The organism is Metabacillus idriensis (assembly GCF_050483325.1).
GTDB lineage: Bacteria > Bacillota > Bacilli > Bacillales > Bacillaceae > Bacillus_P > Bacillus_P idriensis_A.
The window spans coordinates 269,759-292,225 of the sequence record NZ_JBCMYF010000001.1 but is presented as its reverse complement, the minus strand read 5'-3'; the positions used below and the strand labels follow the sequence as shown (position 1 = coordinate 292,225).

Genomic DNA, 22,467 nt, shown 5'->3' with positions numbered 1-22,467 from the left:
ATATTTCCGGAACCTGCGGTAAAAAGTTAAACTTTTCCCCCCGTTTTTTCGCGGTATAGTATGAATGTAAGCGATTGCGAAATGATTTTAGGAGGATTAGAAATGAAGATATTAGCGATTACATCCTGTCCAAACGGGATTGCCCATACTTATATGGCTGCAGAAAATCTTCAAAAAGCTGCTCAAAAGTTAGGCGTTCAATTGAAGGTCGAAACCCAGGGATCAATCGGAGTGGAAAATGAATTTACTGAAAAGGATATTCGAGAAGCGGACGGCGTTATTATCGCTGCTGACAAAACAGTCAATAAAGATCGGTTTATTGGCAAAAAGGTGTTAGTTGCCGGTGTTCAAGACGGTATACGCAAACCAGAAGAATTAATTAATAAAATAAGCGGCGACGTACCAGTGTACAAAGCATCAAAAGCTGCAGAAAATAATCCTAAAAAAGACGAAAAACAAAATCCTTTTTACCGGCATTTAATGAGTGGGGTTTCTTATATGATTCCATTCATTGTAATTGGCGGATTATTAATTGCGATTGCATTAACTCTCGGAGGAGAAAAGACTCCCGGAGGCCTTGTAATTCCGGATGATTCATTCTGGAAAACAATCGAAAAGCTCGGTGGAGCGTCCTTTACGTTCATGATTCCAATTCTGGCAGGATTCATTGCCGTTAGTATTGCAGATAGACCCGGTTTAGCTCCTGGTATGATTGGCGGATATATTGCAGCAAATGGGAGTTTTTACGGAAGTGAAGCTGGTGCAGGTTTTATCGGCGGTATTATCGCGGGTTTCTTGGCGGGGTATGTAGCTTTAGGTATTAAAAAACTAAAAGTACCAAAAGCCATTCAGCCGATTATGCCAATTATTATCATCCCGATCATTGCGTCACTTATTGTCGGTCTTGTTTTTGTTTATATTCTTGGAGCACCTGTTGCCCAGGTTTTCGAATCATTAACCTCATGGTTAGCGAGCATGCAGGGTACAAGTTCAATCCTATTGGCATTAATTTTAGGTGCAATGATTTCCTTTGATATGGGAGGTCCTGTAAATAAGGTTGCGTTTCTTTTCGGATCTGCAATGATTGCAGAAGGAAACTATGAAATCATGGGCCCAATCGCAGTTGCAATCTGTATACCGCCTATTGGAATGGGACTTGCAACGTTCTTAGGAAAGAAAAAATTCCAGCCTGGAGAAAGAGAAGCAGGCAAAGCGTCATTTACAATGGGATTATTCGGAATCACAGAAGGAGCAATTCCGTTTGCAGCTCAAGATCCGCTTCGTGTCATTCCAAGTATTATGGCCGGTTCTATGATTGGTTCAGTTATCGCAATGCTTGGACATGTTGGAGATAAAGTTGCACATGGAGGACCGATTGTTGCCGTACTTGGAGCTGTTGATAATGTTCTGATGTTTTTTATCGCCGTTATTGCAGGTGCATTTGTAACAGCTCTATTGGTCAATATCTTGAAAAGAAATGTCCAAACATTAGATATCCCTGATGCAAAAGAAGCTGAAGAAACACAAGAAGTACCGCAAAAAACACATCAAAAAGAGATTAAGGCAGCAACTATAGAAATTAAAAAATTAACAGATATCACCAGTCTGGAGCTGATTGACGTAAACTTAGCCGGATTAACACGTGATGATGTTATTGATGAAATGATACAAAAGTTAGATGATGCAGGAGCATTAAATTCGACTTCAGATTTCAAACAGGCGATATTAAACCGAGAACAAGAAAGCTCTACAGGAATTGGCATGAACATCGCTATCCCTCATGGAAAATCAATTGCCGTAAAGAAACCTCGCGTTGTTTTTGGTCTCAAAAAAGACGGGGTAGACTGGAAAAGCCTTGATGGTACAGATGCAAAGCTGATTTTCATGATTGCTGTTCCTAAGGATAGTGAAGGGAATGAACATTTAAAAATCCTTCAAATGCTTTCTCGTAAACTGATGGATGAAAGCTATAGAGAACAATTATTAGCTGTTAAAACAAAAGAGGAAGCATTCCATTTATTAGAATCAATTGAGTAAAAAGAAGAGTACTACTACGGTTTAGCACCTAAAAGATAGCGTCAATTAGCCCTTTTACCTAATTTATAGGAAAAGGGCCCTGACATTTCACTCATAGAAAAGGAGATTCAAAGAACACGATATGACAATTTTTGAGAAGAAGATTTGTATTATGTATTAGAAATCTAAGGATGAAACGGAGAGATTGAAGTTGAAAATTGAGCCATTGTTTTTTGAACCTATATTTAAAGAAAGAATTTGGGGTGGAAAAAACTTAACTTCATTCGGTTACGATATTCCATTTAATCAAACAGGAGAGTGCTGGGCATTTGCAGCACATTCAAATGGACAAAGTGTTGTAAAAAATGGTGCATATAAAGGGTTATCCTTGGGTGAACTATGGGAAAAACACCGTGAGTTATTTGGAAATATTGCAGGAGACCGTTTTCCTCTTCTTACTAAAATATTAGACGCAAATCAAGACTTATCGGTTCAGGTTCACCCTAATGATGAGTATGCCAGGATCCATGAGAATGGAGAGTTAGGGAAAACCGAATGCTGGTATATTATTGATTGTAAAGAAAATGCCGAAATTATTTATGGACATCATGCAAAAACACAAGAAGAATTAATGCGTATGATTAAAAATGAGGAATGGGATAAACTGCTTCGTTCAGTAAAAGTCAAACCTGGTGATTTCTTCTATGTGCCCAGTGGAACCATTCACGCGATTGGTGAAGGTATTCTCATTTTAGAGACCCAGCAAAATTCTGACACTACTTACCGTGTTTATGATTATAATCGGAAGGATTCAGAAGGGAATCTTCGTGAGCTTCATATTCAAAAAAGTGTTGAAGTAACGACGGTTCCTTTTACTGCTAGTGCATTAAAAACCAAAATTAAAAAAATGGATGCCTTAACTATCCATTCATTAATTGAATGTCCCTCATTTACAGTGCAAAAATGGGATTTAGATGGAACAACGAGCTTAGGACAACAAAAACCTTTTGTTCTTGCTAGTGTTATATATGGAGAAGGTAAACTAATCCATAAAGAAAAACAATACTATTTTAAAAAAGGCGATCACTTATTATTACCGAGTGAATTCGGTGAATATGAGCTTTTTGGCAAGGCGAATCTAATTGTTTCAAGTATTTGAAGGGCCCCATAATTTATACCTTCTGCCAATTCGAGAATAATACTTTTGTATGTACTGGTTAAACGAATTTATGATCGCGAAGCTGTACCTTTCCTGCTAGCTTTCCATTTTCTAAGCAGATCTCCCCCTTGTATTCATAGTAACATAACCAGAAGATGATGCCCGCAGCTCCCCGCCGCGGGCATCATCTTCTATCTCTCTACTTTCTCTTTAGCATCTTCAAACGGCCAGCCTGGAAGCATGTTTGAGAGCGCTTTATCTTCACGGTAGCCTAAAACATATTCCGCCTGCATAACCGTGTGGATTTCTCTTGTTCCTTCATATATGACCGGTGCTTTTGAATTTCTCAAGAATCGTTCAACCGGATATTCATTGGAGTATCCGTATGCCCCGTGAATCTGCACGGCATCGTTTGCTGCTTCGTTTGCGAAATCACAGGATTGCCATTTTGCGAGAGACGTTTCTCTTGTATTGCGTTTACCTTCATTTTTCAGACAGCCGGCGCGGAATACAAGAAGACGTGACATGTGATAGCCTGCTTCCATTTTGGCAATCATTTGCTGAACGAGCTGATGCTTTCCGATTTCTTTTCCAAACGTTTTTCGTTCATGACAATAGTTGACGCTTTCTTCGATACAAGCCTGAATGAGACCGCATGCTCCTGCTGCCACTGTGAATCTTCCATTATCAAGAGCAGACATCGCAATTTTAAAGCCATCGCCTTCTTGACCAAGCAGGTTTTCTTTTGGAACTTTAATATGATCAAAGAAAATTTCTCCCGTGTTTCCTGCGCGGATGCCAAGCTTGCCTTTAATGGCTTTTGAATCAAAGCCCGGCATTGTGCGTTCAACAATAAACGCTGAGATGCCATGATGTTTTTTGCTTTTATCCGTATAAGCAAACACCAGGAAATGATCCGCATAATCACACAGTGAAATCCATGTCTTCTGACCGTTCAGTATGTAGTGGTTTCCATCTAAAACAGCTGTTGTCTGAAGCGCAGCCACATCAGATCCAGCATTAGGCTCCGTTAATCCAAATGCCCCGACCTTTTCCCCTTTTGCCTGAGGGACTAAGTATTTCTGTTTTTGATCTTCATTTCCCCATTGCAGCAGCGTCAGACTGTTCAAACCCGTATGAACAGAAACGGCCGTACGATACGCCGTATCTCCGCGCTCAAGCTCCTCGCACACAATTGCAAGTGTGTTGTAGTCCATGGCGCTTCCGCCGTATTCTTCCGGAATACAAATTCCCATTAGCCCAAGCTCTGCAAGCTTTTTCAAAATGGAAGGCTCAAAATGCCCCGCTGCATCCCACTCTGCAATATTCGGATTAATCTCTTTATCTACGAAATCACGCACCATTTTTCTTACTGCATGTTGTTCTTCAGACAAGTTAAAATTCATCATTACTCCATCCCCTTTTTGGTTGTAAATATAAAAAAGCCAACTGCACACTGAAGGCAGCTGGCTTTTGTCAACGTTAATCAATCTCTTCCATAGACAAATCAGCAGATTTGAAAAAAATCCTATTTAAGCTGGTGTTAAACAAGATCACGGGACATAAGAGGGCTAACTCTTTAGGCGTGAAATCGTTTAGTTAACTGGATTATACACATAAGCAAGGGAAAACGCAATGATTTAATTGAAAATTCTATCTACTTACATTTTGACAAGCGTTCTTCCCCGTACTTCCCCATTTAATATTTTTTCCACAATGGACGGAATTTCTTCAAGAGAAACTTCATTCACCATTTCTTTAACAAGATTCGCCGGCTTCATTTCAGACGCGAGTCTTTCCCAAACTGTCAGCCTTTTTTCCATCGGGCAGTAAACAGAATCAATTCCCAATAAATTAATGCCTCTTAAAATGAATGGGTAGACACTCGTTTCAACTGCTGCCCCGCCAGTCAGACCGCTTACTGCAACGGATCCTCCGTACTGAGTTGCGCTCAGTAAATACTCCAGTGTTTTTCCCCCGACTGGATCAACTGCAGCGGCAAAAAGCTGTTTGCGAAGCGGTTTACCGTCGTCAGAAGTAACTTCTTCCCTCGATAAAATTTCTTTAGCTCCCAGCTGCTTTAAATAAGCGTGCTCTGATTTTTTTCCGGAACTAGCAGCAACCTCATAGCCTTTTTTAGATAAAATATCGACGGCAATGCTTCCGACTCCGCCTGTTGCTCCGGTAACCAGCACTTTTCCGTTTTCAGGAGTCAGTCCGTTTTCTTCCAGCCTCAAAATGGATAATGCAGCTGTAAATCCAGCAGTACCCAGAATCATCGCTTCTTTTAACGTTAACCCTTCAGGCAGCGGAACAACCCATTCTGCAGGGACACGGGCGTACTCACTGAATCCGCCAAAATGAGAGATTCCCAGTTCATAGCTTGTAACGATGACTTCATCGCCTTTTTTAAAAGATTCGTTGCAGGACTCAACTACTGTTCCAGCGAGGTCAATGCCTGGCACCATCGGGTAATCTTTGACGATCGATTTAGGAAGCGTCGCTAAGCCATCCTTATAGTTAATGCTTGAGTATGCAACTTTTATCGTGACATCACCTTCCGGCAAGTCTGCAAACGACAGCGGCTTTATTTCCGATTGGATCTTATCCTCTTGCTTATCAATGACAAAGGCTCTGAATTTTTCCATACCACTCAACTTCCCTTCTTCTTTTGTTAAAGCCATTGTAATAGATTGACTGCCATAGTCCAATCTTTTACACTTGAAGAACTGAAAAAGAAGCAGGTGAACCTATGGAATTTAAAATTAACTATCTCTCTTTTTATCTCATCCAAGTGGATGGAAAAGAAGAGAATGCCAATAAACAATATAAACACTTTCAAACACTAACTACTGAAGAATACGAAGGAAACGCGCTGAAAGATTTCTTAGACGGAGAACTGAAAAAAATCGTCAAACGCAAAGTCGAGAAGCATCCCCGCAGCGAACAGGTTCCGACTAAACTCGGATACTTTGTCGTTGAACCTGGCTATGAGCTTGACTCTAATCCAAACTACAACCTTTTCCATAAAGCTCTGACATCAGATACAAAGGAATCATTTAAAGAAGCAAGTGAACGATTTGTCAGAGCATATTTGGATGCAAGCGCCGTTCGCGGCGGAGCCTTTCTGGTTCTTTCCGCCACTCCTGAAAAATACTTTGAGGATACCTTTCTGTTCATCTTAAAATGTGATTTTGAACCAAAAGTTGCCTCAATCTCGGATGAATCCACCCTCATCCGCAACGTGCAAATGGCGATCACAACAAAAAACATGAAATCCATCCAATACCCGTACATGCCTGAAGAAGGAATGACAGAGCCGGGCGAGCTGAAAATTCATCAGGCCTCACACGCCCGCTATTTTGAAGACTTCCTGAAATTCGTCGAATACGGGGAATCTATGCCCGAAATCATGAAAACCCAAGTGATGAGCATGGTCCAAGAGCATGTCCTCGAAACGTACGAGGAAAACAGCCAGGAACGCCAGCAGTTTGAGCATGACATGGAAATCTGGGAAGCAAGTGAAAAGCGCGAAATTCAGGAACGTCTTGATACGCATCAAGTCATTGAAGCTGCAGCGCAGATCGTAGAGCACACACCTGAAGCTGAGCTGAAAATGAAGCTTGGTGAAACTTCCATTAAAGGATTGCTTGCGGACTATGGCGAGAATATTCACCTTGGGAAAATCAATGGCAGATATGTGCTGCTTGTTGAAGCGGATACGATTCAGTTTGAGAAAGGCGTTTCGCCGATTGAGTTTCACAGGCCTGAGGAGCTTGGGGAGATTATTGAGAGGATTGAGCGAAAGAGTGCTGATCAATAATAGGATTTTCATAACGGTTAAGGGCTATTACAGATATCACCTTTTAGAAAAATGCAAATAACAAAACATGAGTTACGAAAATATTAATCAATTCAAAGGCAAATTAGTTTGTGATAGTTGCATTGAAGATTTAATTGGTTCCTCATTAAAATAAATGAGTTGGCCAAAACGCAAAATACTGAACCGTGCAACAGGATACCTATAAGTCAAGGTATCCTGTTTTCTTGCTAATTTCTAGGTATTTAGAATTATAAGATGGTAATTTCGGGGAATTTATTGTACTATTAGTATGTTCTTAATAAAGAATAAGGGAGAGGTTAGTTGTGCGTAAAAAATGTATCATTTCATTAGTTGCTGTAGGTCTATTAGCTTCATCATTGTCTTCAGGTGCTGTAAAGGCTGAAGGAAACGAGTACGAACTGTCTAAGAAGAGCATTGAAAGTCAAATTGAAAAACCACTTAATAAAGGAATCATTGATTCACGCACATTAAATCACCTTGAAAAAAAAGTAAAAGGATCTCAATCTTACTTAACAAAAAGTTTAAATAAAATGGGAGTAATGAGCAGCACCGCAGCAAGCGATGAAGAGTATTTGATTGAAATGGAATACAATGACACTTTTAATACTGCAAATGCCACATCGTATAATAAGCCAACAATAGGACAATTGCTTCCTTTATATGATGTAGATTTTCATAAAGTCGTTGTACCGCAAAATGGTTTGCTAATGGTAGCTGGGGGTACTAACTCCTATGCTATTGATCTAGTATTTGCCGCTATGCAAAAAGATTTTGTTGAGAATGATAAATTAGTATATTTAGGTTCTGAGTATGAAGAGGGAATTGAGTATCAGGTGTACCAGGCTAAGGGTGGCACATACTACGTAGGCGTTATCGACAATGATAACGATTACTTTGATGATAATACAGAAGAAGATTTATATGTACTTGCAACTGCATTCGCTGACAATGTGGCTCCAAACAAGCCAACTGTCAACAAGGTAGACAATAATGACAAAGTTGTAACAGGCAAAGGGGAATCTGGCGCCACAATTACTGTTAAAAATGGAAATACAGTAGTAGGTTCTGCTAAAGCTGCATCTAATGGTAATTTCACTGTTAATATGGCCGTTCAAAAAGCCGGTGCAAAATTGACAATCACGGCCAAGGATAAAGCAGGAAATGTGAGTGCAAGTGTGTCAGTAACTGTTGTAGATGGGACAGCACCAAGCAAACCAACTGTAAACAAAGTTGATAACAATGATAAAGTTGTAACTGGAAAGACAGAGGCCAGCTCTGCAGTTACAGTTACAAGAGGTGATGCATTATTAGGAACAACAAAGGCGGGAGCTAACGGTTCTTTCACTGTTTCCATACCTGTTCAAGGAGCAGGCGCCAAGTTGACCGTTACAGCCAAAGACAGTGCAGGAAATGTAAGTCCATCTGCATCATTGACTGTAGCAGATGTAATTGCCCCTTCAAAGCCTACTGTTAATAAAGTCGATAGCAATGACAAAGTTGTAACCGGTAAAGCTGAATACAATTCTACAATCACAATTAAAAATGGGAAAACTGTACTGGCAACAGGAAAGACCCCAAAAAGTGGATCATTCTCAGTTGCTATACCGGTTCAAAAAGTGGGCGTTAAATTAACTGTTACTGCAAAAGACGGTGCAGGAAATGTAAGTTCAGCCAATACCGTTACAGTAGTAAAGCATTAAAATAAGAAGAAAACCGCACGATTGAGTTTTCAACGTGCGGTTAACTATGTACAATTAGCAGGACTGTGTGGGAATCGAACCTATCTTGGCACGCAGGTCTCAAGCAGTTTCTTAATACTGTACATGGATGTCAGTACCACATACAGTATTGAAAATCTCTATTAGTTCAAACACTTTTTTTTACCTTTATCGCATTTGAAAACAATAAATTAGTACTTTATATTTTTTTACCCCCTTCTCCTCTCTGTCTATTCCCCTAAAAATCTTATATACTTAACCTATCTGAGTTTTAAAAGGAGAATGGATTCCGAATGAAGGAAGAGCTGCATTATATCGGATGTAAAATACAGGAAAACGCCAGGCAAATCACGCTGAATATACCAAATGTACAAGACACCCAGCACACACAGCAGCTGGATAAATCCGGTTTCCCGTTAAGCGAACGTATTGCCTATCGGGATGAACTAATTGGCTATTTAGGACAGGCTTTATGCGGAGAATCTGTCAATGAACAAGTCGAAAATTGGAGCCTCAAAATTTCTAAGCGGGCGATTCATTTTAATGTACCGTTAAGTCAATGTCTGCGTGCAATTGCCGCTTATCGTACAGCATTATGGGATACTCTTACTGAAGAGTTTCATAAAAACAATTTTTCAGCCATCACCATGCTCGATGTGTCAAAAATCATTGACCCCCTGATTGATAAAGCATGCAGTGTCACAAGCAGTGTATATGAAAAACACAGCAATGAATTAATGGAAATTGCGTATTCAGCGCTTGAAGAATTATCCGTGCCTGTTGTCCCGATTGCAGACGGCATCGCCGTTATCCCGCTTGTTGGTGCAGTCGATACTCGCCGCGCGTCCCTGATTATGGAGATTGCGCTTTATGAAGGAGCCCGTCTAAATTTAGAACATGTCATTCTCGATGTATCCGGAGTGCCAATTATCGATACAATGGTCGCTGATCAAATTTTTAAAATTGTTAACGCTCTGAAGCTAAGCGGCATTGATACCGTTCTGACAGGCATTCGCCCAGAGATCGCCCAGACGATAATGAGCCTTGGACTTGATTTTAATGCCATAGCTACGAAAATTAATATGAAACAGGCATTACATGATTTCGGTTTTCGAAAACATTAAAAGCTGCCGCCAGCATAACTGGCAGCAGCTTTTTTTCATACAAAGAAACTAATTGCAAAGACAACGGCAAATCCTACAAATCCAATAATGGTCTCCATGACAGTCCAGGTTTTCAGCGTTTCCTTTTCCGTTAAGCCAAAGAATCGGTTCACAAGCCAGAATCCTGAATCATTCACGTGGGAGAAGACAGTGGCTCCGGAAGCAATTGAGATAACCAGCAAACCAAGCATGGCTTGAGACACATCCACTACTTCAAGTACTGGTGCAATTAAACCGGCTGCCGTAATCATGGCAACTGTAGCTGAACCTTGAGCTACACGAACAAAGGTGGCAATGAGGAATGCCAATAATACGAGAGGCATACTCGATTCAGCCATCATATTGCCAAGAACATCGCCGACACCGCTGTTGATTAAAGTTTGTTTAAATACACCGCCAGCACCTGTAATTAAAATAATGATTCCTGCAGGTTCTAATGATTTAGTAGCAATCGTTTGAATTTCTTCTTTTGTATATCCGCGTTTTGTACCAAGGAAATAGAATGTTAGTAATGTAGAAATGGTCAGTGCTACGAAAGGATGTCCTACAAAAGTAAAGAATTTGCGGATATCATTTCCTTCTGGAAGCACCGTTCCAAGGACTGTGTTCAAAATAATTAAGAATAAAGGAATTAAGATCAGGGTAGCAACTAATAAAAAGCTTGGCAGTTCTTTTTCGTTATAATTCTTTTTTCCAACCTCATTCTCTAGGATGTAGGCCGGTACTTTAACATGCATCTTGTTGCCAATATATCTGCCGAAAATCGGCCCTGCAATAATCATTGCCGGAATACCTGCAATGACACCGAATAAAATGACCCAGCCGAGATCGGCATTTAAGACGGATGCTACAGCAATCGGTCCGGGTGTCGGGGGCACAAAGCTGTGTGTAACAGCAAGACCTGCAAGGAGCGGAATTCCGTAGTAGAGCAGTGACTTCTTTGTTCTTTGAGCGAGACTGTAAATAATAGGTACTAAAATTACAAGGGCGACATCCAGAAAAATTGGAATCGCTACAATAAAACCAGTTAAACCAAGCGCCCATTGTACGCGGTTTTCGCCAAATTTATTTACAAGCGTCAAAGCTAGACGTTCCGCTCCGCCTGATACGCGCAGCAGTTCACCAAACATTGCCCCAAGCCCAACGACAACGGCGATAAATCCAAGTGTTCCTCCCATGCCCTGCTCAATCGATTTAATGACTTCGTCAAGGTCCATACCTGAAGCAATACCGATAAACAAACTTGAGATAAGCAGCGCAATAAATGCCTGAAGCTTTGATTTCATTACTAAAAACAGCAATAATGAAATCGCTAATATAGTAACTAAAATAAGTCCTCCTGATGACATTTCTAAACCCTCCCTTTTTTGTAAACGCTTTAAATAAGATTAAGAAAGAAGCGGTGCCTCTCTCTTATTTACCACTCTGCTATCGTTCCATCCTCATGGCGCCACACCGGGTTTCTCCAGTTATGACCCTTTTCTGCTAATTTCCTTACGTGGTCTTCATTGATTTCGATTCCAAGTCCAGGACCCTGAGGAATTTTCACATGACCTTTCTCATAATGAAAAACGGATTTATCCATGATATAGTCAAGCAGATCACTTTCAACATTGTAATGAATGCCAAGGCTTTGTTCTTGAATAAAGGCATTATGTGAAGTTGCATCCACCTGCAGGCATGCTGCAAGAGCGATAGGGCCGAGCGGACAATGCGGTGCAACGGCAATATCATAGGCTTCTGCCATTGAAAAAATCTTTTTGCATTCTGTAATTCCGCCTGCATGAGACAAGTCCGGCTGAATAATGTCTGCATATCCATCTGATAAAAGCTTTTTAAAGTCCCAGCGTGAGAACATTCTCTCCCCTGTAGCAATTGGAATATGGGTGTGGTTTGCAATTTCGCGAAGCGCTTCATTATTTTCAGGCAAAACTGGCTCTTCAATAAACATTGGACGAAAAGGTTCAAGCTCTTTTGCAAGAATTTTCGCCATTGGCTTATGGACCCGGCCATGAAAATCAATCCCAATCCCTATGTAATCTCCAACCGCCTCGCGGACAGCTGCAATACGGGCTACTGTCTGGTCTATCTTTTCATAGGAGTCCACATACTGCAGTTCCTCCGTCCCATTCATCTTAACGGCTGTAAATCCAGCATCTACAACCTCTTTGGCTGCCTGTCCGACTTCTGCAGGACGATCGCCGCCAATCCATGAATACACTCTAATTGAATCACGGCATGCTCCTCCTAACAATTGATGGACAGGTGCATGATAATATTTCCCTTTGATATCCCAAAGCGCCTGATCTATGCCCGCAATTGCGCTCATGTGAATGGGTCCACCCCGATAAAAGCCTGACCGGTACATCATATTCCAGTGATCTTCAATTCTGGCAGGATCTTTTCCAATTAAACCTTCCATAAGTTCATGTACACACGCTTTGACAGTTGATGCTTTGCCTTCGATGACGGGTTCTCCCCATCCCGTTATCCCCTCATCTGTTTCAATTTTTAAAAACAGCCATCTCGGCGGCACTTGAAATAATTCATAGTTTGTAATTTTCATTTACTTGCTCCCCCTTTATATCGATCTGCAATCCATTTAAATTGTTTTGCTTTTTCTGATAGTTTAGTAAGATATTCACTATTTAAAGCTGTTGTGGAATGTACCAGGGAACTTCCGAGGCCGCAGGCAATAGCCCCATTCTTTAAATAGTCTTCAAAGTTATCCAGATCTACTCCGCCCGTTGGCATGAGAGGAATATGGGGAAGTGGTCCTTTAATATCTTTTATATACTTTGGACCAAGGGCCGTGACAGGAAATACCTTTATAATATCAGCCCCAGTTTCATAGGCTGTCAGAATTTCAGAAGGTGTCATAGCACCTGGAATGCTGATTGCCCCATATCGTTTGGTTATTTTTATCGTTTCTTGATCAACAGTCGGTGCAAGGATAAACTGTGCTCCGGCCATTATCGCAGCTCTTGCTGATTCAGAGTCAAGCACGGTTCCTGCTCCGACCGTCATTTCACTCCCAAACTGATCACCTACTAATTCTATTGCCTTTAAGGCTTTAGGGGAGTTTAATGTAATCTCAATGACTTTAACTCCACCGTCATATAAAGCATTCGCTATCTGGAGAACATCTTCAGGAGATTGTCCCCTTACTATTGGAATAAACTTGTTATCTATCATTCTGGCAAGTGCTGGATTCAACTTTATCTCCTCCTATCTGCTGACATCTTCTTTTTTATCTGACATAAAGCGTTCCAGGAGCTGTCGATCAGGAAGTCCTTCAATGTCTCCTACAGTGGTTGCTGCAAGTGCTCCAATTGCACACCCTCTTAAAACCGCTTCTCTGATCGGAATCTGATCGATCAGACCTGAGAGAACTCCTGCAGCAAAACCATCGCCTGCTCCCACTGGATCGATTACGTTCACACGATAGCCTGGAACATAACCGCTCTCCTCTTTTGCAAGAAAATAGGCTCCTCTTTCTCCAAGCTTGACCACAGCAAGTTGTGAGCCCAGTTCAATAAAGGAACGGGCTATTTCTTTTTCATCTTCCTTGCCGAAAAGAAAGCTTCCTTCTGAAATTCCCGGCAGGACAATATCAGCTTGGGCTGCGATTTGCTTCAGTACTCTCCGCGCTTTCTCCTCTCCCCATAATTTCTTGCGGAGATTCGGATCGAAAATGACTTTTACAGCATGTTTCTTTGCATATGTAATTGCCTGCAGTACTGCTTCTGAACAAGAATCACTTATAGCAGGCGTAATCCCTGTCACATAAAGATATTTTGCGTTTGATATATAACCTTCACTGATATCATCCGCTGTCATTTTACTTGCTGCCGATCCTTTCCGGTAATAGTAAACCCTTACATTTTGTTCATTCACAATCTCTTTTAAAAAGAGACCTGTCGGTGCTTCACTATCTTGTTTTACATAGCTGATATCAATCCCCTCTCCTCTAGCAAAAGAAAGAATGGATGCACCGAGCTCGTCATCTCCGACTCTGCTGATCCAGCCTGTTTTGTGCCCTAATCGGGAAAGACCTGCCATCGTGTTCGTTTCTGCACCGGCAAACCTTGAAGTATACTGGCGCGCATATCTCATTAAACCCGTTGTTTGAGGAGTAAAAGCAGCCATTGTTTCTCCAAGTGTAACAACATCCATCTGTCCGTCCCCCTCTCTTTAGAATGAACCTCTGTACCCCAGACTTTCTGAAATGTGTTTAGAAGTTTCTACTAGTTTCATTGCGATTTCTTCTTTTTTAGGAAACATCCTTACTTTTGGACCCGCAACACTGATAGCTGCTGCCATTTCATTTTTACTGTTATAAACAGGTGCAGCTACACAATACAGCCCTTCTTCATTTTCTTCATCATCAATGGAATAGCCCATTGCTTTAAAATCTTTCAACTGTGATCTGAGATCTCCAAACGAAGTGATTGTATTCTCAGTTACTTTTCTCAGTTCCATACCGCTTATAAGCACTTCACTCTCTCCTTCAGGCAGGAATGCCAGAAAAGCTTTTCCAAGTCCTGTGCAATACAGCGGCATTCTTGAGCCGATTTTTGCACCTGTCCTAATGGAGCGATTGAATTCAAGCTTTGAAACATAAACTAATTCATCCTGGGACAAAACAGCCATAAACACAGTTTCCTGGACGTTTTCCATCAATCTTCTTAAATAGGCATCTCCTTCTGTTTGAACATCTAATGAATCCATCGCATTTGAACCGATGTGAATCAGTTTTGGACCAAGTTTGTATTTTTTTTGGGAGGTTTGAATTAAATACCCTCTCCCGCTTAGTGTTTGCACAAGATTAAACGTACTGCTCTGCGGAAAAGAAAGTTCATCGCTTATTTCTTTAAGAGTTAATCCTTCAGGATACTGACTTAATAGTTCAAAGATTTCGATCACACGCACTGCTGACTTAACTGACATTGATGCACCTCATTTAATTCACATATGTGAATAATATTCTTATATGTGATTTTATTAATGCGATCATAACAAAATCAATCACATTCGTCAAACAATTTACGCAATTCAATCAACTAATTGAAAGAAGAGAATGCAAAGCATTCTCTTCACCATTCGTTATCTTATAAAAAAAGAACAGAAAACAATTCCGCCAAACCCCATATATTCAATGACTGGAGACAGTTCATATTTCATTGCTTCATTACAAAAATACATGTTTTCCCTCCCTTCACAGTATTGGCTTTGATCGCTTCGGCAGCCAGTCTGCAAGAAGTTCCGGCAGCTGTCCATCTTTTACAGTTAGAGGAACATGACCATTCTGAATCAGACGGAATTCTTTATCTTTGCTTGAGATAAGCTTCATGATCGGTTCGCTTTGTTCTTTTGGCACCAATCGGTCAAAAGCGGACGCTATGACCAGGACATTGGCTTTTATATTTTTCAGATCTGCTTTTTGACCATTGATTTTCAATTTGCCTTTAACAAGTTTATTTTTTTTCACAAAATCGTGAATCAAGTCTTTTAAAACAGCACCAGGCATTGGAATGTAGCTTTTTGTCCATTTGTTGAAACGTCTCCACTTCATGACGTATTCCGGATCATTGGCCTTGGCAAGAAGAGTCAGATGAGGGCTGTAATAGATTGGGGAGGTGATCAGCCGTATTCCTGCTTCAACATGGCTTGCAGGAAGCACGCCATAATGATCGATGATTTCATTAAAATCGAGCTCTTTTTCTCTCAGAGCTTTTATCCATTCATCAAATAACGGAACGTGCCGGAAGTCGATTGGCGTTGAAAATAAGATTAAGTTGCGGATGGATGCTCCTGCGATAGAAGCATAAATTGCGGCAAGTGTTCCTCCAAGGCAATAGCCAATTACAGTTAAGTCCGCTGCACCTGAATGGCAAAGTGCAAACTCTGCTGCCTCTTTTATATACAGCAGAATATAATCAGCCATTGAAAAATCTTTATCTTCATCATCAGGGACTCCAAAATCAAGCAAATAGACATCAAATCCGTGATTGATAAATGATTCGATTGCACTGATGCCCGGCTGTAAATCAAGGATAAACGGCTCATTAACGGGAGAATAAACCATAAAAAGAGGGGTGCTGTATTTCACTGCAGACGGTGTATAACGCCACAGCGTCGCTTTATTCTTTTTCCAGACTGCTTCTCTTTCCGTAAATCCAGTCTGGATGTCATCATCATCATTAAAAACACTCGCAAAATTCTTCCACCGCTCCAGTTCAATATCCTGTTCAGGTTTCATGGATGATGGTCCCGCTCTTCTTTTTGTCTCTTTTTTCTCCGCGGGTAATGATAAGATCTGAAGTTTGTTCTTCTGCAGCCTGCACTTGGGATGTCTGTCCTGATTTTCGTTCATTCAGGGATTCTTCAAAACGTTCACGGTACTCTTCAAACAATTCTTCGATCATGTTCTTCGCTTGATGTTTTTTTATTTTTTTCATCGCTTTCATCAAACACTTAAGTGAATCCTCCAGGCACTCCATTTTATCTTCCATCTTTTCGATGGCCTTGCAAGGACTTTTCTTCAATTCATGCAGACGAGCTGTCATGCATTCTGCTTTTTCTTCAGCGTGTGCTATGAGACCAGCTGCATATTTCAGATTTTCTTTACTGGACAAGCTCTGGGAAAGTTCCAGTATTTTTTCGGCCATTCCGCTTGCAGACGTCCCTTTAAGAGCTCCTGATTTTAAGAGAACTTCAGCTGACTGAACAATGCCCTTTTGATTTAATCCTGCCTGAATCATGCCATTGAGCATGTGCTCAAGTTCTCCTCCCTTTTCTTTTAAAAGTTCGTAATAACGTTGATTCATTTTCGTTTCCTCCTCTTCTTAATTGAAATTGATTATACTAATGCCGTAATGCCTCCATCGACAACCAATACCTGGCCAATGACATAATCAGAAGCTTTTCCTGATAAAAATAAAATGGCGCCATCAAGATCCTGGTCATTCCCGAACCTTCTTGCAGGAATTCCCTTTAAAATCAACGCATTTTCCTTTTCAAGGACACTGCGGGACATTTTAGTTGGAAAAAAACCTGGTGCAATGGCGTTCACTTGAATATTATGTCTTGCAAGCTTTACGGCGAGATCTTTTGTAAATGTCAGAACCGCCCCTTTACTCGTGCTGTAGGCGATTGTATCCATCAGCTCCGGCTGTGTGCCTCCCATTCCTGTTACAGAAGCAATATTGATGATTTTTCCTCCGCCTTGGCTGATCATGACTTTTGCAGCAGCCTGGCTGAATAAAAACGGCCCTCTCACATTGACATTCATGACTTTGTCCCATTTATCCGCCGGATGATCTAGCGCAGGGGCCATCCATGAGGTTCCGCTGTTGTTAACCAATATATCGATTGAGCTAAATTGGCTGAGTGTTTCGGCAATGACTTTCTCTATTTCCTCTTGCTTTGATACATCACACTGTAAGGCTAATGATTTGACCCCTTTTTCTTTAAGCTGCTCACTTACCTCTTCACATGCCTTCAGATCCCTTGAACAAACCACAACATTTGCTCCTGCCTCTGCAAGCGTCATGGCCATTCTGGCGCCAAGACCTTTTCCTCCGCCTGTTACGATGGCCGTTTTATTTTTTAAGCTGAACAGTTCGTTGATCGTCAAATTCTTTTCTCCTCCTCTTTTATGATTTGATTACTTTGATACTTACTAATATAGTGAAAATCTTGTAAAATGGTGTCGAATTTGATGGATTAGCCTCAGCATATTTTTCAGGAAAAGGGGTTTCTGTTTTCAAGCCGGATGGGTATGGATGAATATTGAATCTTTCAGATGAGAGTTCACATGCTTCGTGTGCTAAAATAAAGGCAAACCTACTAAATAGGAGGAAAAAAGATGAAGTATACTGGCTATATCGGTACATATACAAAAGGTGACAGCAAAGGAATTTACTCGTTCATTCTTGATACGGACGAGAAAAAACTGGGTGAAGTCAGCGTTGCTGCTGCCATTGGAAGCCCTACATACTTAAATCTCAGCAAGGACAACCGCTTTGTTTATGCCGTTGCAAATGAAGGGGATGCTGGAGGCGTAGTTGCTTATTCAAGAAACACGGAAACAGGTGAATTGACAGAATTGAACCGTCAGCTTCTACAAGGCGCTTCTCCATGTCATGTCAGTGTGAACGATGAGAATCAATTTGTCGTAGCAGCTAATTATCACAATGGAACCATAGGGTCTTATGAAATGAATGCTGACAGTGAAACACTTTATCCCGCTCTATCGATAAAAAAGCATGAAGGAGATGGCCCTCACAAAGAAAGACAAGATGGACCACATGCCCATTATGCAGGCTTTACTCCTGATCAAAAATATGTGGCCGCAATCGACTTAGGAACAGATAAACTGTATACGTACGAATTAAATAAAGGCGAATTAAACGAAATTCACAGCCTTCATTTAAATGCAGGAAGCGGTCCAAGACATATGACGTTCCATCCGAACGGAAAAATCGCTTATCTCATGACGGAGCTGAGCAATGAAGTTGTTGTCCTTGCTTACAACGAAGGAGATGGCAGCTTTAGAGAATTACAGTACATCTCAACCATTCCGGATGATTTTACTGAAAATAACCAGGGCAGCGCCATCCATATTTCTTCTGATGGACAATTTGTCTATGCAGCAAACCGCGGCCATGACAGCATTGCCGTCTTCAGCACAAACAGTGATACCGGCGAGCTGACATTTGTTGATCGCACTTCAACAGAAGGCAGCTGGCCCCGTGATTTTGCCCTTGATCCATCAGAGAAATTCTTAATTGCTTCAAATCAGGAAAGCAGCAGCCTTGTTTTATTTGAAAGAAACCCAGAAACTGGCACGCTGACACTGCTTCAGTCAGATGTAACCGTTCCGGATCCGGTTTGTGTGAAATTCCTGAATCAATAAATGAAAAACCCACTCTTATGATATGTTGCATAAGAGTGGGTTTTTCTATTTTATGGATTAATCCAAAGCAGGCAAATCAACTCGCATAACCGAATAAAATAAAGATGATTACACTTAACGGAGGTGCTTCAATGGAAACCATTTTCCTCGCTGTCATTCTTGGTGTCATCGCTTTTTCTTTCTACAAAATCATCAGAAAAAACCGCAAGCTGCCCAGCAATGAATATACACCCGTCAACGACATCGACAATGGACTTGTCCGTGATTATTCGAACGAAATTTCAATGAGCGGGACCAAGCATGAAGCATCTTATGAAGAAAAAGATCATAATAAGGTGAACTAGAATATTCTGATAATCGGTCAGAAGGATAGATTTGAAAGTTTGCCTTTTTGCTGCCCTATAATTCTTGAGCTACAGATTATAAGGATGCATTTTCCCTTTTTGCTGCCCTATAATTCCTGCGCTCCGGATTATAGGGATGCATTTTCCCTTTTTGCTGCCCTATAATTCCTGCGCCACAGATTATAGGGATGCAATCCGGTTTTTGCTGCCGTATTGTTTCTGCGCTCCTAATTATAAGGATCCATTTTAGGTTTTTACAAAACGCGGGGTTATAAAAATGATGCTGGACACGATTAAAGAAAATATAATTGCCGATACAACTATATTTTCTAAAACAAGGCTTTGAAGTGTACGGAGAAGTAAATAACTGGATTAAGGGAGAGAACGGATTATCATTGAACTGAAGCTCAGGCAAAATAAAAGCAGCGGATTCCCCGCTGCTTTCCACTACTCCACCTTCTCAGGCTCCCCGTATTCCTCACCGAATGTGTCGACGGTTACGGTTTTCATTTTCTGATCCTCAATTGGCTTTTCGCCATTTGTTTGTGCACCCACGATTTCATCTACTGTGTCCATGCCTTCTGTTACTTTTCCGAAAGCGGCATATTCGCCGTCAAGGCTTGGGTAGTCAGCAACCATGATAAAAAACTGTGATCCGGCGCTATCAGGTGCCTGCGAACGTGCCATCGAGATGACTCCGCGTTCATGCTTCAGGGAATTATCAAATCCGTTTGAGCTGAATTCTCCTTTAATGGCGTAGTCAGGACCGCCTGTTCCAGTTCCTTCAGGATCGCCGCCCTGAATCATGAATTCAGGAATGACGCGGTGAAAAATCAGTCCATCATAAAATTTATCGTTAATAAGCGAAACGAAGTTCGCCACAGTGTTAGGCGCAACCTCCGGATACAGCTCAACTTTGATTTGCTTATCATTTTCCATAGTAATTGTGACAATTGGATTCTTATCAACCTTCTTAGCCGGTTTATCAGAACTTTGCTGCTCTCCTTCATTGCCGCAAGCTGCCATTAAAAGCAATAACAGCGTCATAATTACGAAACCTGCTTTTTTCATTTCATCATCTCTCCCATTTCATCTGCAATTAATTTGTAAGATTTGAGGCGATCATCGTAGCTGTGTGTAATCGTTACAATCATCAGTTCGTCCGCACCATACTTTTTTTCGATGTCCAAAAGCTGCTTTTTGACTTCAGTTGGATTTCCAATGACCATTTTCTCCTCAGCTGCCTTCATCATTTTCACGTCTTCAGGACTGTACTTGTAAGCCTTTGCCTCATCAATAGCTGGAACTCCGCCAATGATTCCCTGAAGCTGCTGAATTCTCCACAGGTGTGTGCTGCTGGCCATTTCTTTTGCTTTTTCTGCCGTTTCTGCACAAACGGCATTTACAGTCAGAATGGATTTGGATTGCTTCAGTTCATATTTTGGCTGAAACGAATCCTTATATCCTTTCAGTAGTTCCGCCCCGTCCTTATCACTCATAAACTGGCCGAAAGCGTAAGCGATCCCTGTTTGGGCAGCAAGCTTTCCGCTTTTTTCACTTGTGCCGAGAAGCCATACTTCAGGGGAATCTGCCGGAATAGGCGAGGCTTTAATCTTAGAGAACATATGCTCATCTGGAAAATCATTATGTAAAAAGCGAAGCAGTTCTTTCAATTTTTGCGGCATTGTCCGCACGTTTTCAAGGAAATTATCGGACAAAGCCATTGTTGCTTCAGCTGATCCGCCTGGTGCCCGTCCAATTCCAAGATCAATTCTTCCCGGAAACAAAGCGGCAAGGAGATGAAACGTTTCAGCCACTTTGTAAGGCTTATAGTGCGGCAGTAAAATCGCACCAGCCCCGATTCGGATCGAGCTTGTCCCGGCACCAATATAGCTCAGCATCACTTCCGGTGCAGGACAGGCAAGCCCCGGCATGTCATGGTGCTCGGCAATCCAGTAGCGGGTGTAGCCTGTTTTTTCAGCCAGCTGCGCAAGCTTCAATGATTCCTGCAGTGCAGTTTGCGGGGAAGCCCCCTGCGCAATTGGTGCCTGGTCTAAAATACTCAGCTTCAAGCCATCCACTTCTTTCTTGGTTTTGATGCTTCTATTATACACGCATCTCTTCTGAAAATTGAAGGGTACACACATTTACTTCCCTGGTTTTACTATTAGAAAAGAAGGTCTGCACTTTATTTAACCTCCCCCTCCATATTAACATGAAATCTTGAATAATTTTCCACAAATCGGTAAAAGAATGATACATGCCTATCTTGCAAAAGCTAATGGGCAGAGGTGATATGCATGACACAGGTTACGCTTTTGTTCTTATTCTTTTTATGGCTGCCATTATTCATTGTCCTTTTCTATCTTTATATAAATGCTGATCCTGAAATCTTTCAGAGGCAGGATCAAAAGTGTGAAAGCACGATGCAGCGCAGACTTTATGATACCCTCCGCAACAACGGCTATTATGTACGGGTTCAAGAAAAGTGCGGGCCCTATACCCTGGATTTAGTACTCCCTTATTACCGGATTGCCCTCCGCTGCACCCGGGATTCGGACAAAATTGAGGACATGAAAAAAAGGAAATACCTCAATAAACATGGCTGGCACGTCATACCTGTCAAAGAAAAAGAGCTGAATGGCAAAGTAGCCACAATTTTAGCTAAAATTGAAATGGCTGCCATTCAGTACAAAAAATAGGAGCGGAGATTTTCTCTCCGCTCTTCCTTTTTTATTTCACTTCTTCATTTGATAGATCTAAAATCGTATCATCCGTCATGAAAATATCATGATTATTCATTAAAGGTTCTTGCAGTCCTTCAGGAACTCTTTCAGCATCATAGGCGCAAACAGAAAGAATCCCCAATTCAGAAATCGTTTTGTTTGCATTCATTTCGTATTCGCCTATCGTCTTTATCACATCATTGACCTGTCCCCATTCTACATGAGCCCAAGTCCGAATAGGATCATTGTCCTGTAAATAGGGATTGATAATTGAAGTAAAATAAGCGGTGATTTTCGTTGAATTAAACTCTCCGTGCAAACTATAAAAATCAAAATTGTTTATGAAGTGGACTTTAGCGAACTGTTCTTTAGACAGAAGCTCCTTGGATTTATTGACAATGACAGGTGACAGCCTTTCATTTTCAATAACAAAAACACGGTCTCCCCGTTCCGCTCCAGAGACAATATAAGCAATTGTATTTTCAATATAACGTTCTTGATCATGAATGAAATATAAGATGTGACCGCCTGTTGATTGATGTAAGTCTTTAGTGAACTGATCTATTTTTGATTTCAC

The 22,467-nt window shown here is 41.2% G+C and carries 21 protein-coding genes; 8 read left to right on the top strand and 13 right to left on the bottom strand.

Features of this window, described 5'->3' with window-relative positions; translation table 11 throughout:
* Nucleotides 1-102: 102 nt before the first annotated feature.
* Both ABEQ24_RS01410 and manA read left to right on the top strand, forming a co-directional pair.
* On the top strand, nt 103-2,037 hold the full coding sequence (locus ABEQ24_RS01410) for a fructose-specific PTS transporter subunit EIIC (RefSeq protein ID WP_430005095.1): 1,935 nt from the start codon (nt 103-105) through the stop codon (nt 2,035-2,037).
* 190 nt (nt 2,038-2,227) lie between these two features.
* The gene (gene manA, locus ABEQ24_RS01405) at nt 2,228-3,175 is read left to right on the top strand and encodes a mannose-6-phosphate isomerase, class I (protein WP_430005094.1); all 948 of its coding nucleotides are present in this window, start codon (nt 2,228-2,230) and stop codon (nt 3,173-3,175) included.
* A gap of 191 nt (nt 3,176-3,366) precedes the next feature.
* Here the strand turns inward: manA and ABEQ24_RS01400 are convergent, their stop codons facing one another.
* Both ABEQ24_RS01400 and ABEQ24_RS01395 read right to left on the bottom strand, forming a co-directional pair.
* On the bottom strand, nt 3,367-4,581 hold the full coding sequence (locus tag ABEQ24_RS01400) for an acyl-CoA dehydrogenase family protein (RefSeq protein WP_430005282.1): 1,215 nt from the start codon (nt 4,579-4,581) through the stop codon (nt 3,367-3,369).
* A gap of 255 nt (nt 4,582-4,836) precedes the next feature.
* Nucleotides 4,837-5,823 (bottom strand): NADPH:quinone oxidoreductase family protein, encoded by a 987-nt coding sequence (locus ABEQ24_RS01395; protein WP_430005093.1) that lies wholly within the window; start codon nt 5,821-5,823, stop codon nt 4,837-4,839.
* 104 nt (nt 5,824-5,927) lie between these two features.
* On the opposite strand from ABEQ24_RS01395, the gene ABEQ24_RS01390 reads away from it, so the two are divergent.
* From ABEQ24_RS01390 to ABEQ24_RS01380, 3 genes are all read left to right on the top strand, one after another.
* A complete protein-coding gene (locus ABEQ24_RS01390) occupies nt 5,928-6,998 on the top strand; it encodes a DUF3900 domain-containing protein (protein WP_430005092.1) in 1,071 nt (356 codons plus the stop codon).
* 323 nt (nt 6,999-7,321) lie between these two features.
* Nucleotides 7,322-8,719, top strand: a complete 1,398-nt coding sequence (locus tag ABEQ24_RS01385; RefSeq protein ID WP_430005091.1) for an Ig-like domain-containing protein — start codon at nt 7,322-7,324, stop codon at nt 8,717-8,719.
* 311 nt (nt 8,720-9,030) lie between these two features.
* Nucleotides 9,031-9,861: an STAS domain-containing protein gene (locus ABEQ24_RS01380; RefSeq protein ID WP_430005090.1), complete on the top strand. Its 831-nt coding sequence runs from the start codon at nt 9,031-9,033 to the stop codon at nt 9,859-9,861.
* A 35-nt stretch (nt 9,862-9,896) separates the two neighbouring features.
* Here ABEQ24_RS01380 and ABEQ24_RS01375 read toward each other — a convergent pair whose 3' ends face one another.
* The 8 genes from ABEQ24_RS01375 to ABEQ24_RS01340 all read right to left on the bottom strand — a co-directional run bounded on the left by ABEQ24_RS01375 (nt 9,897) and on the right by ABEQ24_RS01340 (nt 17,539).
* Nucleotides 9,897-11,249 carry a gluconate:H+ symporter gene (locus tag ABEQ24_RS01375; RefSeq protein ID WP_430005089.1) on the bottom strand — a complete coding sequence of 451 codons (1,353 nt, stop codon included), beginning with the start codon at nt 11,247-11,249 and terminating at the stop codon, nt 9,897-9,899.
* A 68-nt stretch (nt 11,250-11,317) separates the two neighbouring features.
* Nucleotides 11,318-12,466 (bottom strand): galactonate dehydratase, encoded by a 1,149-nt coding sequence (gene dgoD / locus ABEQ24_RS01370; RefSeq protein ID WP_430005088.1) that lies wholly within the window; start codon nt 12,464-12,466, stop codon nt 11,318-11,320.
* Entirely contained in the window at nt 12,463-13,095 is a 633-nt protein-coding gene (locus tag ABEQ24_RS01365; RefSeq protein WP_430005281.1) for a bifunctional 4-hydroxy-2-oxoglutarate aldolase/2-dehydro-3-deoxy-phosphogluconate aldolase, read from the bottom strand. Before ABEQ24_RS01365 ends, dgoD begins: the two co-directional genes overlap by 4 nt.
* A gap of 33 nt (nt 13,096-13,128) precedes the next feature.
* Nucleotides 13,129-14,076 (bottom strand): sugar kinase, encoded by a 948-nt coding sequence (locus tag ABEQ24_RS01360; protein WP_430005087.1) that lies wholly within the window; start codon nt 14,074-14,076, stop codon nt 13,129-13,131.
* A gap of 18 nt (nt 14,077-14,094) precedes the next feature.
* The gene (locus ABEQ24_RS01355) at nt 14,095-14,850 is read right to left on the bottom strand and encodes an IclR family transcriptional regulator (protein ID WP_430005086.1); all 756 of its coding nucleotides are present in this window, start codon (nt 14,848-14,850) and stop codon (nt 14,095-14,097) included.
* A gap of 268 nt (nt 14,851-15,118) precedes the next feature.
* Nucleotides 15,119-16,162, bottom strand: a complete 1,044-nt coding sequence (locus ABEQ24_RS01350; RefSeq protein WP_430005085.1) for an alpha/beta fold hydrolase — start codon at nt 16,160-16,162, stop codon at nt 15,119-15,121.
* A complete protein-coding gene (locus ABEQ24_RS01345) occupies nt 16,152-16,730 on the bottom strand; it encodes a hypothetical protein (RefSeq protein ID WP_430005084.1) in 579 nt (192 codons plus the stop codon). Before ABEQ24_RS01345 ends, ABEQ24_RS01350 begins: the two co-directional genes overlap by 11 nt.
* A gap of 32 nt (nt 16,731-16,762) precedes the next feature.
* Complete coding sequence (locus ABEQ24_RS01340; protein ID WP_430005083.1) at nt 16,763-17,539, bottom strand: SDR family oxidoreductase; 777 nt, start codon at nt 17,537-17,539, stop codon at nt 16,763-16,765.
* Between the two features lie 231 nt (nt 17,540-17,770).
* On the opposite strand from ABEQ24_RS01340, the gene ABEQ24_RS01335 reads away from it, so the two are divergent.
* Nucleotides 17,771-18,820 carry a lactonase family protein gene (locus ABEQ24_RS01335; RefSeq protein ID WP_430005082.1) on the top strand — a complete coding sequence of 350 codons (1,050 nt, stop codon included), beginning with the start codon at nt 17,771-17,773 and terminating at the stop codon, nt 18,818-18,820.
* A 131-nt stretch (nt 18,821-18,951) separates the two neighbouring features.
* Entirely contained in the window at nt 18,952-19,164 is a 213-nt protein-coding gene (locus ABEQ24_RS01330) for a hypothetical protein (protein WP_430005081.1), read from the top strand.
* Between the two features lie 447 nt (nt 19,165-19,611).
* Here ABEQ24_RS01330 and ABEQ24_RS01325 read toward each other — a convergent pair whose 3' ends face one another.
* Together ABEQ24_RS01325 and ABEQ24_RS01320 are read right to left on the bottom strand one after the other, a co-directional pair.
* The gene (locus ABEQ24_RS01325; protein WP_430005080.1) at nt 19,612-20,235 is read right to left on the bottom strand and encodes a peptidylprolyl isomerase; all 624 of its coding nucleotides are present in this window, start codon (nt 20,233-20,235) and stop codon (nt 19,612-19,614) included.
* A complete protein-coding gene (locus ABEQ24_RS01320; protein ID WP_430005280.1) occupies nt 20,232-21,236 on the bottom strand; it encodes an LLM class flavin-dependent oxidoreductase in 1,005 nt (334 codons plus the stop codon). Before ABEQ24_RS01320 ends, ABEQ24_RS01325 begins: the two co-directional genes overlap by 4 nt.
* A gap of 228 nt (nt 21,237-21,464) precedes the next feature.
* On the opposite strand from ABEQ24_RS01320, the gene ABEQ24_RS01315 reads away from it, so the two are divergent.
* Nucleotides 21,465-21,866, top strand: coding sequence for a hypothetical protein (locus ABEQ24_RS01315; RefSeq protein ID WP_430005079.1), 402 nt, complete (start codon nt 21,465-21,467; stop codon nt 21,864-21,866).
* Nucleotides 21,867-21,897: 31 nt separating this feature from the next.
* Here ABEQ24_RS01315 and ABEQ24_RS01310 read toward each other — a convergent pair whose 3' ends face one another.
* Nucleotides 21,898-22,467: an MEDS domain-containing protein gene (locus ABEQ24_RS01310; RefSeq protein ID WP_430005078.1), complete on the bottom strand. Its 570-nt coding sequence runs from the start codon at nt 22,465-22,467 to the stop codon at nt 21,898-21,900.